This window comes from Burkholderia sp. Ax-1720 (assembly GCF_011753035.1).
In the GTDB taxonomy this organism is placed as follows: Bacteria; Pseudomonadota; Gammaproteobacteria; order Burkholderiales; family Burkholderiaceae; genus Burkholderia; species Burkholderia gladioli.
This window is the reverse complement of record NZ_VWWK01000039.1, coordinates 38,221-51,508: the sequence shown is the minus strand read 5'-3', so window position 1 is coordinate 51,508 and position 13,288 is coordinate 38,221. Positions and strand designations below refer to the sequence as shown.

Sequence of the window (13,288 nt, the reverse complement as noted above, 5' to 3'; positions counted from 1 at the left end):
CAGGACCGTGAAACGACTCCACGCCGATGATAGTGCGGATTGCCCGTGTGAAAGTAGGTAATCGTCAGGCTTCCCTTCATGACAACCCCCGTTGCCCAAAAGGCAGCGGGGGTTTTGTCTTTTCAGCAGCTGGATAGTAGCGCAGCGTAGAATCGCCACATTCGTCCGAATGTCGAGCGCTCCATGCACGCCCCCGTTGAATTCGCCCGTGCCGTCTGCCCGCACGATTGCCCTGACACATGCGCGCTTCGCGTTTCGATCGACGGCGAGGGCCGTGTCAGCAAGGTCAATGGCGACCCCGATCATCCACCGACACAAGGTGTGCTCTGCACCAAGGTCAGTCGCTACGCGGATCGAATCTATCATCGCGAGCGCCTGAATACGCCTCTGAAGCGAATCGGGCCGAAGGGCGAAGGGCGCTTCGAAGCGATCGGCTGGGACCAGGCGAATCGAATCGTAGCCGAGCGACTCGGTGAAATCGCGCGGCGCGCGCCGGAGGCGATCGTCCCTTACAGCTACGCGGGCACCATGGGCTTGATCCAGGGCGAAAGCCTCGCCCAGCGCTTCATGAATGTGCTTGGTGCCTCGCGTCTCGAGCGCACGATCTGTTCGTCGGCGGGGTCGGCCGGATTGCGCTACACCTACGGCGCAAGCGTGGGCATGCATGTCGACTTCTTCGAGGAAAGCGAACTCATCCTGATCTGGGGCGCGAATCCCGTCGCCTCGAGCCTGCACTTCTGGACGCGAGCGCAGGAAGCAAAACGGCGCGGCGCTCGACTGATCGCCATCGATCCTTATCGCTCGCTAACCGCGGACAAATGTCATCAACATATCGCGATTCGGCCGGGAACCGATGCTGCCTTCGCGCTCGGCATGATGCATGTACTGATCACGGAAGACCGGCTCGACCACGCCTATCTGCGCGACCACACGCACGGTTTCGAAGAACTGAAGGCGCGGGCTTGGTCCTATCCGCCTACGCGCGTGGCCGAAATCTGTGGCGTATCCGAAGCGGAAATCATCGATCTTGCTCGCATCTACGGTCAAACCCGGAAATCGGCGATTCGCCTCAACTACGGGATGCAGCGAACCCGAGGCGGCGGCAATGCTACGCGGGCCATCGCGAGCTTGCCGGCGCTGACCGGTGCCTGGCGCGATCGCGCGGGCGGCTTGCTGTTGTCGGCGTCGGAATGGGCGCCGGTGAATTCAGCGGCGCTAGGCCGTCCCGATCTGCTGCCGGGTTGGCCGAACAAGCTGCCGAGATCGATCAATATGAACGCCATTGGCGACGCCTTGCTACATCCTGGCGATGCCGGCTTCGGCCCGAAAATCGAAGCGCTGATCGTCTACAACTCGAATCCAGTAGCGGTGGCTCCGGATTCGGTGAAGGTGGCGCGTGGCTTTGCCCGCGAGGACCTGTTCACCGTGGTTCTGGAGCATTTCCAGACCGACACCGCCGATTATGCCGACCTCGTGCTGCCGGCCACGATGCAACTCGAGCACCTCGACGTCCATAAATCCTACGGCCACACTTATGTCATGGCCAACCTGCCGGCGATCGCGCCGATCGGCGAATCGAGGCCGAATACCGAGATCTTTCGCGGCTTCGCCCGTGCGATGGAGCTGACCGAGCCCGCCCTATATGAAGACGACGAAACGCTTGCGCGTGTGTCCTTGCGCTGGGATGATCCGGCACTCGATTGCGATTGGGATGCGCTGAAAGAGAACGGATGGCAAAAGCTGAAGCTGGCTGATGCGCCGTTTGCAAACGGTGGATTTCGCACGCCTTCCGGGAAATGCGAGTTCTACAGCGAGCGGCTCGCGCAAATGGGCCTCGATCCGGTGCCTGACTACCTGCCGCCGCACGAATCGCCGGATGGCGCCCCGGAGTTGGCAGCACGTTATCCGCTCGCGATGATCTCGCCGCCGGCGCGCCATTTCCTGAACAGCACCTTCGTCAACATCGAGAGCCTTCGCGCGACGGAGCGCGAACCCCATCTCGAACTGCATCCCGACGATGCTGCTGCGCGAGACATTGTCGAGGGCGATAGGGTGCGCGTGTTCAACGACCGCGGTTCCATGCAGGCTCGCGCGGTGGTTACCGAGCGGGCGCGCCGTGGCCTCGTGGTTGGCCTGTCGATCTGGTGGAAGAAATTCGCGCCGGACGGCTGCAACGCCAACCAGGTGACGAGCCAGGCGCTGACCGACCTCGGCAACGCCGCGACTTTCTACGACTGCCTGGTCGAGGTCGCGCGCGCTTGATGGTGAGCAAGCGCAGGGCGCGCGTTCGATCTGCGTCGGAATCGTGGCGAAAGCGCGGTGAACGGGGTCGAACACGAGCCAAGCCCGTCGCGGAAGTTGGAAAGGAGTGTCTAACCCGGTTGTTTCGAAGCAGCCGAGCGGCTAGGATGCGTTTTTAGCACGACCATTCGAAAATCAGTGAGGAGACGTGTTGCATGGACAAGATTTGGCTGAAATCGTACCCACCCGGCGTTCCGGCCGAAATCGATCCATCGCGTTATCCGACCGTACCCGACCTGCTCGATGAGAGCTTCCGCTCGTATCGCGACCGGGCCGCTTTCATCTGCATGGGCAAGTCGTTGAGCTATGGCGAACTCGATGCGATGTCGCGCAAGCTCGGCGCCTGGTTCCAGTCGCGCGGCCTCGCGCGCGGCGCGCGCATCGCGATCATGATGCCGAACGTGCTTCAGTATCCCGTCGCGATTGCTGCCGTGCTGCGCGCCGGTTATACGGTGGTCAACGTCAATCCCCTCTACACGCCGCGCGAGCTCGAGCATCAGCTGACGGACAGCGGCGCTGAAGCGATCGTGATCCTCGAGAACTTCGCGGCCACCCTCCAGGCGGTGATCGACAAGACGGCGGTCAAGCATGTCGTCGTGGCGGCGATGGGCGATCTGCTCGGCTTCAAGGGCTTGATCGTCAACTACGTCGTGCGCAAGGTGAAGAAGATGGTGCCGGCCTGGCAACTGAAGTCCTTCACGCGCTTCAATGCCGCGCTGGCCGAGGGCGCGCGCCAGACATTCACGGCGCCGAAGCTCGGCCCGGACGACGTCGCCTTCCTCCAGTACACGGGCGGCACGACCGGGGTCGCGAAGGGCGCGACGCTGTTGCAGCGGAACATCGTCGCCAACGTGCTGCAGTCGGAGGAGTGGCATGCGCCGGCCTATACCAAGGTGCCGGGCCTGTCGCAGTACATCACGGTCGCCGCGTTGCCGCTCTATCACGTGTTCGCGCTGACCGTCTGCGGCTTCCTGACCATGCGCACTGGCGGTACCGCGCTGCTGATCCCGAATCCGCGCGACATCGGCGGCATGTTCAAGGAGCTCAAGCGCTACTCGGTGTCGACCTTCCCGGCCGTCAACACGCTCTACAACGCGATGCTGAATCATCCCGATTTCGACCAGCTCGACTTCTCGAAACTGGCGGTCGCGAATGGCGGCGGCATGGCGATCCAGGAAAGCGTCGCGAAGCGCTGGTACGAGAAGACCGGCACGCCGATCGTCGAGGGTTACGGCCTGTCCGAAACCTCTCCCGTGGTCAGCTGCAATCCGGTGACCGCGACCGAGTACACCGGCACCATCGGCCTGCCGGTGTCGTCGACCGAAATCTCGATTCGCGACGACGACGGCAAGGAAGTCCCGCTCGGCCAGCCCGGCGAGATCTGCATCCGCGGCCCGCAGGTGATGGCGGGTTACTGGAATCGCCCCGACGAAACCGCCAAGGTCATGATGACCGACGGCTTCTTCAAGTCCGGCGATATCGGCGTGATGGACGAGCGCGGCTACGTGAAGATCGTCGATCGCAAGAAGGACATGATCCTGGTCTCGGGCTTCAACGTCTATCCGAACGAGGTGGAGGACGTGGTGGCCTCGCATCCGGGCGTGTTCGAGGTCGCCGCGGTGGGCGTGCCCGACGAGCATTCTGGCGAGGCCGTGAAGCTGTTCGTGGTGAAGAAGGATCCGGCACTGACCGACCAGGACATCATTGCCTACTGCAAGGAACGATTGACGGGCTACAAGCGGCCGCGCTTCATCGAATTCCGCACTGAACTGCCGAAGACCAATGTCGGCAAGATCCTGCGCCGCGAACTGCGCGACGGCAAGGTCTGATCCGGGCGGGCTTCCACCTCGACGGGCGTCGCGTGAGCGGCGCCCGTTTTCGTTTGGAGGCCAGTCGCTCGTGCGCGCCGAAAGTGGCCAAGAAAAAAGGCGCCCCGCGGGGCGCCTTCGAGGCTGCTACGTATCGTTATTCCACGCTTGTTCGTCAGAACTTGTGACGGATGCCGACCTGGGCGGCCACCTGGTTCGGCGTGGCCGAGGCCGTGATGTTGTTGATCGACGCGACCGCGCGGTTGCCGGTCGAATCATAGCCGAGCGCGTGCTGATAGACGCCGATCGCATACAGATCGGTGCGCTTGGACAGGAAGTAGTCGACGCCCAGGTTCACCTGGTGATACTGCGCCGCCGACTGGCCGTTGACCTTCGAGCCGCGCGTGTAGTCGTAGGCGATACCGGCCAGCAGCGCCGGGGTCAGCTGGTACTTGAAGTTCGCTTCGACGTTGTTGAACACGGCGTCGCCGCGCAGGTTCAGCGGGTTCAGGCCCGTGCCGCCGGTCGAGCCGACCGCGTCGAAACGCGTGTAGCTGTAGGTGAAGCCGAGCGTGGCCGCGCCGATCGAGTAGGCGCCGGCCGCGCCGACGATCTCGAGCGTGTTGGCCGAGGCGTAGCCGCGGTAGACCGGGCTCGTCATGTTCAGGCCCGAGGTCGAGGTGGCCGTGTTCGCGTTCGGGTTGTTGCCGAAGAACGAGTAGTTCGGGTTGCGCGCGTTCACGTAACCGACGCCCAGGGCGAGCGGGCCGTTGTTGTAGCCGGCACCGACCGAGAAGATCTGGTTGCGGCCCGGCTGGCCGGCCACGCCGCCCAGGCTGTACAAGCCGCCGAACTGGAAGCCGCCATACACCGGGCTGGTGTACTTGACCGCGTTGTTGACGCGGTTGGCGTTGTTCATGTTGTCGAGGTCGCCCGGGTGCGCGCCGATATAGCCCGCCCACTGGCTGCCGGTGGCGAGTGCGCCGGTGTAGTCGACCACCGAGTCGTATTGGCGACCCAGCGTGACCTTGCCCAGCGAATCGCTCGACAGGCCGACGTAGGCTTGCCGGCCGAACATCGCGCCACCCTGGCCGAGCGAGCCATTCGAGATGCTGAAGCCGTTTTCGAGCACGAAGATGGCCTTGAGCCCGCCGCCGAGATCCTCGGCGCCTTTCAGGCCCCAGCGGCTGCCCTGCAGCACGCCGCTCGACTGTTGCCACTGTCGGGCGCCATTCGCATTGTTGTTGAAGAGAATGCCGGCATCGATGATGCCGTACAGCGTGACGCTGCTCTGCGCGTGGGCCGCGCCAGCAAACGCACTCAGCGCGACGAGCGCGAGAAGCGACTTTTTCATTCAACGATCTCCAAGGATTACAGAATGATTTTTATCTGGCGGGGCGTATGGTTTTCATTGATCGGGTGCCCCGCCGTACTTCTGAGTAGCCGGTCGTACTGTAGCGCAAGGCTTTTTCACGAAAAAGCAAAAGCCCGGCGTGAGCCGACTCATGTTTCCTTTTGGCAACAATGGTTAAAATCGGGGGTTTACCGCAATGTTCGCGGCAGAATCGGTTCAGTTATTGCAACAAACAACTGACGAAACGCCTGCCGCGGGGCGGCTGACCGGAGGTAGCGAATGCTGTTCGATGAACTGATCAATGAATTCGACCGGGGCCTGCGAGCGATCGCGGGCGTGAGTCGCATGACGCGTCCCTTGCCCGTGCCGGCCGACGACACGTCGCCGGAACTGGATGCCGAGGCGCGCAAGCACGCGGCCGGGCTGATGCGCGTCAACCATGTCGGCGAGGTCTGCGCGCAGGCGCTGTACCAGGCGCAGAAGCTGTCGACCTCGTCGCCGTCGCTGAAGGCGCTGTTCGAGGAATCGGCGCGCGAGGAGGAGGATCACCTCGCCTGGACCATGCAGCGGCTGCGCTCGCTGGACTCGCGGCCGAGCCTGCTCAACCCGCTCTGGTACGGCGGGGCGCTCGCGATCGGCCTGGTGGCCGGGCGGCTCGGCGACAGGGCAAGCCTGGGCTTCATGGCCGAGACGGAGCGCCAGGTCGAGCGGCACCTGGACAGTCATCTGTCCGAGCTGCCGAGCGGCGATACCGCCTCGCGCGCGATCGTCGAGCAGATGCGTGACGACGAGGCCAAACACGGCCGCACCGCCGCCGACGCGGGCGGCGCCGAGCTGCCGATGCCGGCTCGCTGGCTGATGCAGGCCGCCTCGAAAGTCATGACGAGGACTGCCTACTATCTGTAGCATCCGCGGTGGGGCGCGGCGGTTGCCGCGTCCACCGTCCCACCCCGAGAATCCGGACTTTCCCGCCCGCCGAACCCCCGCCCTCACACCGCCTTGCGCGCGACTTTTCACGTATCACATTCACAAGTTGCACTAGCTCATTAATTTATAACGAGTTTTGGTTTGAGGGTCGGCTTGAGGACTTGCACGTAAGTCCTTGTTCTAACTAACAAAATTCGTCAAAAAATCGTTGGCCTCCCTTGACCGTCCCTGACCCTTCCTCTAAAGTGGGAGACAGTGTGAGAAAGTGTATTTTTGTGTGATCCAGAGAGCGGTTCCGGGTAGATTCTGAGCCAATTGGGCGGGTGCCGAGGCACCCCGATCGGGAGAGCGGAAAGTGTTCCAAGGGGCGTCGGCGCTGACGCTCGATGCGAAAGGACGGATGTCGGTGCCGTCTCGCTATCGCGAAGCGCTGCAAGGACAGGCAGAAGGACGGGTGACTGTGACCAAGCACCCGGACGGCTGCCTGTTGCTGTTTCCGCGCCCCGAATGGGAAGTATTCCGCGCCAAGATCGCCGCGCTGCCGATGGACGCGCACTGGTGGCGCCGCATTTTTCTCGGCAACGCGTCGGATGTCGATCTCGACAGCGCGGGCCGGATTCTCGTATCGCCCGAGCTGCGCATGGCAGCCGGGCTGGAAAAGGAAGTCATGTTGTTGGGAATGGGTAGTCACTTCGAGCTGTGGGATTCGCAGACCTACACCGCGAAGGAGCAGGCGGCGATGGCGCAGGGCATGCCCGATGCGCTGAAGAACTTCACGTTCTGATTGCGGTGACGGAGACGCCCGCGATGGGAAACGAATTCCAGCACCGCACGGTGCTGCTCGACGAGGCGGTGGACGCGCTCGTGACGCGGCCCGACGGCATCTATGTCGACGGCACCTTCGGTCGCGGCGGCCATAGCCGCCTGGTGCTCGACCGGCTGGCGGAAGGCGGCCGGCTGATCGCCTTCGACAAGGATCCGCTGGCGATCGAGACGGCCAGCCGGATCGGCGATACGCGCTTCTCGATCGTGCATGACAGTTTTGCGTCGCTCGGCGGCGCGCTCGCCGAACGCGGCGTGGGTCGCGTGACGGGCGTGCTGCTGGATCTGGGCGTGTCCTCGCCGCAGATCGACGATCCCGAGCGCGGTTTCAGTTTTCGCGCGAACGGCCCGCTCGACATGCGGATGGACACGACACGTGGCGAATCGGCGGCCGACTGGCTGGCCCGCGCGTCGCTGCAGGAACTGACGGAGGTGATACGAGATTATGGGGAAGAACGGTTTGCTTTTCAGATTGCAAAGGCGCTTGTTGCTCGCCGGGCAGAATCCGATCGTCTCGGGCCCCTCGACAGCACGGGCGAGCTTGCCCAAATCGTGGGTCACGCCGTCAAGACACGTGAGAAAGGCAAGGATCCGGCAACCCGCACCTTTCAGGCTATACGGATTCACGTCAATCAAGAGCTTGCGGACCTGCAGGTCGTTCTAGAGTCCGCGTTGTCGTCGTTGGAGCAAGGGGGGCGGCTGGTCGTGATCAGCTTTCATTCGCTCGAGGATCGGATCGTCAAACGTTTCATGCAGGCGCACGCGAGTGCGCCGGCGGTCGACCGCCGCCTGCCGATCCGTGCCGTCGACCTCCCTTCGCCGCCCCTGAAGCTGCTCGGGCGCAAGTTCCCGGGCGAGGCCGAAGTCGCCGCCAATCCGCGTGCCCGGTCCGCCGTGATGCGCATCGCGGAGCGCGTCGCGCCATGAACCGCCTCAACATCTTCCTGCTGATCATCGTGATGGGCTGCGCCTTGTCGGTGGTCAACTCGACCAACCAGCAGCGCCAGATCTTCTTCCAGCTGCAGCGCGCGCAATCGCAGGAGCACCAGCTCCAGCAGGACTACGCGCAGCTGCAGTATCAGCAGAGCGCCTTGTCCAAGACGTCGCGTATCGAGCAGCTCGCCAACGATTCGCTCAAGATGCAGCCGATCGTGACCGGCCGCACCCAGTACCTGACGCTGCCCAACGGCGCCGCGAAGGCCGTCGACGCGCCGCTGCCGAGTTCGGCCGCGGCCGGTGGCCCGGGGAGCGGACGATGAAACAGCGCCAGTCGAAGTCGAGCGCGAAATCGAGCGTCAAGTTCGCGTCGAGCCCGGTGCTGTCGGTGCACCTGCCGATGTGGCGCTCGAAGCTGGTGGTCTTCATGCTGTTCATGGCCTTCGTGGCCCTGGCCGCGCGCGCCTTCTGGATCCAGGGGCCCGGCAACGCCTTCTACCAGAAGCAGGGCGAGAGCCGTTATCAGCGCACGCTCGAATTGCCGGCCACGCGCGGCAAGATCCTCGACCGCAACGGACTGGTGCTGGCCACCAGCCTGCCGGTGCGCGCCATCTGGGCGATTCCCGAATCAGTGCCGGACGATCTCGGCGCCGACAAGCTCACCCAGCTCGGCCAGTTGCTCGACATGAGCTCGACCGAGCTGCGTCGCAAGCTGTCCGAGGACAAGAGCTTCGTCTACGTGAAGCGGCAGGTGCCGATCGAGGTGGCCGACAAGGTCGCCGCGCTCGATATCCCCGGCATCTACGCTCGCAACGAATACAAGCGTTTCTACCCGGAAGGGGAGATCACGGCCCACCTGATCGGCTTCACCAACGTCGAGGACGAGGGGCAGGAAGGCGTCGAGCTGGCCGACCAGAAGATGCTGGCCGGCATCCCGGGCAGCCGCCACGTGATCAAGGATCGCGTCGGGCATATCGTCGAGGATGTCGACGAGCAGATGCCGCCGCACAACGGCACCGACGTCGACCTCTCGATCGACAGCAAGATCCAGTACATCACCTACGCGAACCTGAAGGCCGCCGTCGACAAATTCCACGCCAAGGCCGGCGCGGCGATCGTGGTCGACGTGCGCACCGGCGAGGTGCTGTCGCTGGTCAACTACCCAACCTACAACCCGAACGACCGCTCCCACCTGACCGGCGAGCAGCTGCGCAACCGCGTGCTGACCGACGTGTTCGAGCCCGGCTCGATCATGAAGCCGTTCACGGTGTCGCTCGCGCTGGACCTGCATCGGGTCTCGCCGACCACGCTGGTCGACACCGGCAACGGCCATTTCGTGCTGGACGGCGCGCCGATCTCGGACGATGCCGGTTTCGGCGTGCTGACGGTGGGCGGCGTGATCCAGAAATCGAGCAACATCGGCGCGACCAAGATCGCCATGACGATGCGGCCCGAGGAAATGTGGAATATGTATACCAGCATCGGTCTCGGCCAGGCGCCGAAGGTCGGTTTTCCCGGCGCGGCGGCAGGCCGCCTGCGGCCCTGGAAGAGCTGGCGCCGCATCGAGCAGGCCACCATGTCCTACGGTTATGGCCTGTCGGTCTCGTTGTTCCAGCTCGCGCATGCCTACACGGCGATCGCGCACGACGGCGAACTGATGCCGCTGTCGATCTTCAAGGCCAGCGAGACCCAGCCGCCGCAAGGCCCGCAGGTGTTCTCGCCGACCACCGCCCGCGAAGTGCGCGAGATGCTGGAGAGCGTGGTCACCAAGAACGGCACCTCGCCCGACGCGGCGGTGCCGGGCTATCGCGTCGGCGGCAAGAGCGGCACGGCCTACAAGCAGGTCGGCCGCGGCTACGACCACAAGAAGTACCGCGCCTCCTTCGTCGGCATGGCGCCGATGCCGAATCCGCGCATCGTGGTCGCCGTGTCGGTCGACGAACCGACCGCGGGCAGCCACTTCGGCGGCCAGGTTTCGGGGCCCGTGTTCTCGGCGATCGTCGGCGATACGCTGCGCGCGCTGAACGTGCCGCCCAACATGCCGGTCAAGCAGCTGGTGGTGTCCGACGACACGGCGCCGGCACCCGGCGCACCGAAATCCGCCGGCGCGCAGAAGCTGGCCGCGCTGCCCGCGAGCCATCTCAGCGTGTCGAGTTCGGCACACAATCGCCCAGGAGTCGTTCGATGAGCGCCGTCCGCAGTTCCCATCCGGCGCACTCCACCATCGCAGCCGCGCTCGCGTGGCTGCGCGCGCATGCGCAGCCCGGCGCGAACCTGTATTCCGATTCGCGCGCCGTGCAGGCGGGCGACGTGTTCCTGGCCTATGCCGTGGACGGCGTCGACAACCGCTCGCATATCGCCGGTGCGCTGGCGCGCGGCGCGGCGGCCGTGCTGGTGCAGCCCGACGGTTTCGCGATCGAGGCTCTCGACCCCGCCGTCACGCACGCGGTGCCGGATCTCGGCGCGTTGGCCGGCGAGATCGCCAGCGGCTGGTACGGCGACCCGAGCGACGCGATGTTCGCGGTCGGCGTGACCGGCACCAACGGCAAGACCTCCTGCACGCAATGGATCGCCACCGCGCTGAGCGCGCTGCGCACCCCCTGCGCGGTGATCGGCACGCTCGGCAGCGGCATGCCGGGACGCCTGGTCGCGACCGGCTTCACCACGCCCGATGCGCCGCAATTGCAGCGCAGCCTCGCGCAACTGCGCGACGAGGGTGCCAAGGCGGTGGCCATGGAGGTGTCCTCGCACGCGCTGCAGCAGGGCCGCGTCAACGGCACCGCGTTCGACGTCGCCGTGTTCACCAACCTGACCCAGGATCATCTCGACTACCACCGGACCTTCGAGGCCTACGAGGCCGCCAAGGCGAAGCTGTTCGCCTGGCGCGGGCTGCGTCATGCCGTGGTCAACCGCGACGACGCGGCAGGCGCCCGCCTGCTCGCCACGCTGGCGGGACGCGTGCGCACCGTTGCCTACGGCATCGACGAGCGCGCCGATGCGCCCGAGGCCGATCGCCAACTGATCGCGCACGAGGTGCGCGCGACCGCGACGGGCACGGCGTTCCGGCTCGAATCCTCATGGGGTTCGGCCGAGGTCGAGGTCGGCACGCTCGGCCTGTTCAATGTCAGCAACCTGCTGGCCGTGCTCGGCACGCTGCTGGTCGCCGACGTGCCGTTCGAGGCCGCGCTGGCCGAACTGCGCAGGCTCGAGTCGGTCAATGGCCGCATGCAGCGGCTCGGCGGCCGGGTCGCCAACGACGAACCGCTGGTGGTGGTCGATTACGCACACACGCCGGATGCGCTGGAGAAGACGCTGGAGGCCTTGCGGCCGATCGCCGAGGCGCGCGGCGGCGCGCTGGTCTGCATGTTCGGCTGCGGCGGCGATCGCGACGCGACCAAGCGTCCGCTGATGGGCGGCATCGCCGAGCGGCTCGCCGATCGCGTGGTGGTGACCAGCGACAACCCACGCAGCGAGCCGCCACTGGCGATCCTCGAGCAGATCGTGGCCGGCATGAAGACGCCCGCCGCCGCGCTGCGCATCGAGGACCGCGCCAGCGCGATCCTGCAGGCGGTGCGAGGCGCCGCGCGCGAGGACGTGGTGCTGCTGGCCGGCAAGGGACACGAGGCAACACAGGAAATCATGGGCAAGAAGCGGGAGTTCTCGGATCAGGATCACGCGCGGCTGGCATTGGCCGCGCGCGCGACGCAGGCACACGGAGGCGGCGAATGACGATGCTGACGCTCCAGCAGGCCGCCGCGCTGATTCCGGGCGCCATCGTGACGGGCGACGGGAACGTCTCGTTCTCGCGCGTGTCCACCGACAGCCGCAGCGTGGGCGAGGGCGACCTGTTCGTCGCGCTCAAGGGTGAGCGTTTCGACGCGCACGACTTCCTGGCCGACGTGGCCGCGCGCGGCGCGAACGCGGCGCTGGTGTCGCGCGAAGGCGCGCCGGCCTCGCTGCCGCAACTGCAGGTGGCCGATACGCGCCTGGCGCTGGGCATGCTGGCGCACGGTTGGCGCCAGCGTTTCGCGATCCCGCTGGTGGCGGTGACCGGCAGCAACGGCAAGACCACGGTCAAGGAGATGATCGCCTCGATCTTCGCGGCCGCGGTCGGCATCGACGCTCGCCTGTCGACGGCCGGCAACTTCAACAACGACATCGGCCTGCCGCTGACGCTGTTGCGCCTGAGCGCCGCGCACCGGCTCGCCGTGATCGAGCTGGGGATGAACCATCCCGGCGAGACGCAGACGCTCGCGAAGATCGCCGCGCCGACGGTCGCCTTGGTGAACAACGCGCAGCGCGAGCACCAGGAATTCATGGCGACCGTCGAGGCGGTCGCGCTGGAACACGCGTCGGTGATCCACGCGCTGGCGCCGGACGGCGTCGCGGTGTTTCCGGCCGACGACAAGTACGCGGGCATCTGGCGCGTCGCGGCGACCGGCAACGCGATTCTCGATTTCGCGCTGAACGACGCGGACCGAAGCACGGCTGCCGCCGTGACCGGAACCATGTCGGGCGGCGTGCTGGCGATCGAGACGCCGGCCGGGCGCGTCGAGGTGCGCCTGCAGGCGCTCGGCGCGCACAACGCCCGCAACGCGCTGGCGGCCACGGCCGCGGCGCTCGCCTCCGGCATCGCGCTCGAGGCGATCCGCACCGGCCTGGAAGCCTTCGAGCCGGTGAAGGGGCGCCTGCAGGTCAAGCGCGCGGCCGTCGGCTCGCTGGCGGGCGCGATGCTGATCGACGACACCTACAACGCGAACCCCGATTCGATGCGGGCCGCGATCGACGTGCTGGCCCAGCAGGCCTCGCCGCGCGTGCTGGTGATCGGCGAGATGGGCGAGGTTGGCGACGAAGGGCCGGCCTTCCATCGCGAGATCGGCGCCTACGCGCGCGAACGCGGCATCGACGCGCTGTATGCGACGGGCGATGCCACGCGCGACGCCTGCGCGGCCTATGGCGACACGACCCGGCATTTCGACGATGTCGGCGCGCTGCTCGCGGCCCTCGACGCGGCCGGCTTCGGCGCGGCGGCGACGGTGCTGGTGAAGGGCTCGCGCTATACGCGCATGGAGCGCGTGGTCGACGCGCTGACGAACCAACCCGCGACGGGCGTGACGCCCGGCGCACACTGAGAAGGAAA

At 65.8% G+C, this 13,288-nt stretch carries 10 protein-coding genes; 9 read left to right on the top strand and 1 reads right to left on the bottom strand.

Going from position 1 to position 13,288, the window contains the following annotated elements; genetic code table 11:
- Positions 1-183: 183 nt before the first annotated feature.
- Together F3J18_RS14645 and F3J18_RS14640 are read left to right on the top strand one after the other, a co-directional pair.
- The gene (locus F3J18_RS14645; RefSeq protein WP_166913185.1) at positions 184-2,262 is read left to right on the top strand and encodes a molybdopterin oxidoreductase family protein; all 2,079 of its coding nucleotides are present in this window, start codon (positions 184-186) and stop codon (positions 2,260-2,262) included.
- Between the two features lie 194 nt (positions 2,263-2,456).
- Positions 2,457-4,130, top strand: a complete 1,674-nt coding sequence (locus F3J18_RS14640; RefSeq protein ID WP_166913184.1) for a long-chain fatty acid--CoA ligase — start codon at positions 2,457-2,459, stop codon at positions 4,128-4,130.
- Positions 4,131-4,284: 154 nt separating this feature from the next.
- On the opposite strand, the gene F3J18_RS14635 is transcribed toward F3J18_RS14640, so the two are convergent.
- Positions 4,285-5,463: a porin gene (locus F3J18_RS14635; RefSeq protein ID WP_025096864.1), complete on the bottom strand. Its 1,179-nt coding sequence runs from the start codon at positions 5,461-5,463 to the stop codon at positions 4,285-4,287.
- Positions 5,464-5,742: 279 nt separating this feature from the next.
- Here F3J18_RS14635 and coq7 point away from each other — a divergent pair, with 279 nt between their 5' ends.
- The 7 genes from coq7 to murF all read left to right on the top strand — a co-directional run bounded on the left by coq7 (position 5,743) and on the right by murF (position 13,280).
- Positions 5,743-6,369, top strand: a complete 627-nt coding sequence (gene coq7 / locus F3J18_RS14630) for a 2-polyprenyl-3-methyl-6-methoxy-1,4-benzoquinone monooxygenase (protein WP_166913183.1) — start codon at positions 5,743-5,745, stop codon at positions 6,367-6,369.
- A 376-nt stretch (positions 6,370-6,745) separates the two neighbouring features.
- The gene (mraZ, locus tag F3J18_RS14625) at positions 6,746-7,174 is read left to right on the top strand and encodes a division/cell wall cluster transcriptional repressor MraZ (RefSeq protein ID WP_013696541.1); all 429 of its coding nucleotides are present in this window, start codon (positions 6,746-6,748) and stop codon (positions 7,172-7,174) included.
- A gap of 23 nt (positions 7,175-7,197) precedes the next feature.
- Complete coding sequence (gene rsmH, locus F3J18_RS14620) at positions 7,198-8,139, top strand: 16S rRNA (cytosine(1402)-N(4))-methyltransferase RsmH (protein ID WP_036048366.1); 942 nt, start codon at positions 7,198-7,200, stop codon at positions 8,137-8,139.
- Positions 8,136-8,471: a cell division protein FtsL gene (gene ftsL, locus F3J18_RS14615; protein WP_025096861.1), complete on the top strand. Its 336-nt coding sequence runs from the start codon at positions 8,136-8,138 to the stop codon at positions 8,469-8,471. Before rsmH ends, ftsL begins: the two co-directional genes overlap by 4 nt.
- Positions 8,468-10,336: a penicillin-binding protein 2 gene (locus tag F3J18_RS14610; RefSeq protein WP_124093686.1), complete on the top strand. Its 1,869-nt coding sequence runs from the start codon at positions 8,468-8,470 to the stop codon at positions 10,334-10,336. Before ftsL ends, F3J18_RS14610 begins: the two co-directional genes overlap by 4 nt.
- Positions 10,333-11,877, top strand: coding sequence for a UDP-N-acetylmuramoyl-L-alanyl-D-glutamate--2,6-diaminopimelate ligase (locus F3J18_RS14605; RefSeq protein WP_166913182.1), 1,545 nt, complete (start codon positions 10,333-10,335; stop codon positions 11,875-11,877). Before F3J18_RS14610 ends, F3J18_RS14605 begins: the two co-directional genes overlap by 4 nt.
- Entirely contained in the window at positions 11,874-13,280 is a 1,407-nt protein-coding gene (murF, locus tag F3J18_RS14600; RefSeq protein WP_166913181.1) for a UDP-N-acetylmuramoyl-tripeptide--D-alanyl-D-alanine ligase, read from the top strand. The genes F3J18_RS14605 and murF overlap by 4 nt, the downstream gene beginning before the upstream one ends.
- The last annotated feature ends 8 nt before the right edge of the window (positions 13,281-13,288 follow it).

What these genes read in the sequence shown, in the direction of transcription:
- ftsL (WP_025096861.1), top strand. Translation starts at nt 8,136, where the DNA reads ATGAACCGCCTCAACATCTTCCTGCTGATCATCGTGATGGGCTGCGCC.
- coq7 (WP_166913183.1), top strand. Translation starts at nt 5,743, where the DNA reads ATGCTGTTCGATGAACTGATCAATGAATTCGACCGGGGCCTGCGAGCG.
- rsmH (WP_036048366.1), top strand. Translation starts at nt 7,198, where the DNA reads ATGGGAAACGAATTCCAGCACCGCACGGTGCTGCTCGACGAGGCGGTG.
- F3J18_RS14605 (WP_166913182.1), top strand. Translation starts at nt 10,333, where the DNA reads ATGAGCGCCGTCCGCAGTTCCCATCCGGCGCACTCCACCATCGCAGCC.
- F3J18_RS14610 (WP_124093686.1), top strand. Translation starts at nt 8,468, where the DNA reads ATGAAACAGCGCCAGTCGAAGTCGAGCGCGAAATCGAGCGTCAAGTTC.
- F3J18_RS14635 (WP_025096864.1), bottom strand. Translation starts at nt 5,463, where the DNA reads ATGAAAAAGTCGCTTCTCGCGCTCGTCGCGCTGAGTGCGTTTGCTGGC.
- F3J18_RS14640 (WP_166913184.1), top strand. Translation starts at nt 2,457, where the DNA reads ATGGACAAGATTTGGCTGAAATCGTACCCACCCGGCGTTCCGGCCGAA.
- F3J18_RS14645 (WP_166913185.1), top strand. Translation starts at nt 184, where the DNA reads ATGCACGCCCCCGTTGAATTCGCCCGTGCCGTCTGCCCGCACGATTGC.
- murF (WP_166913181.1), top strand. Translation starts at nt 11,874, where the DNA reads ATGACGATGCTGACGCTCCAGCAGGCCGCCGCGCTGATTCCGGGCGCC.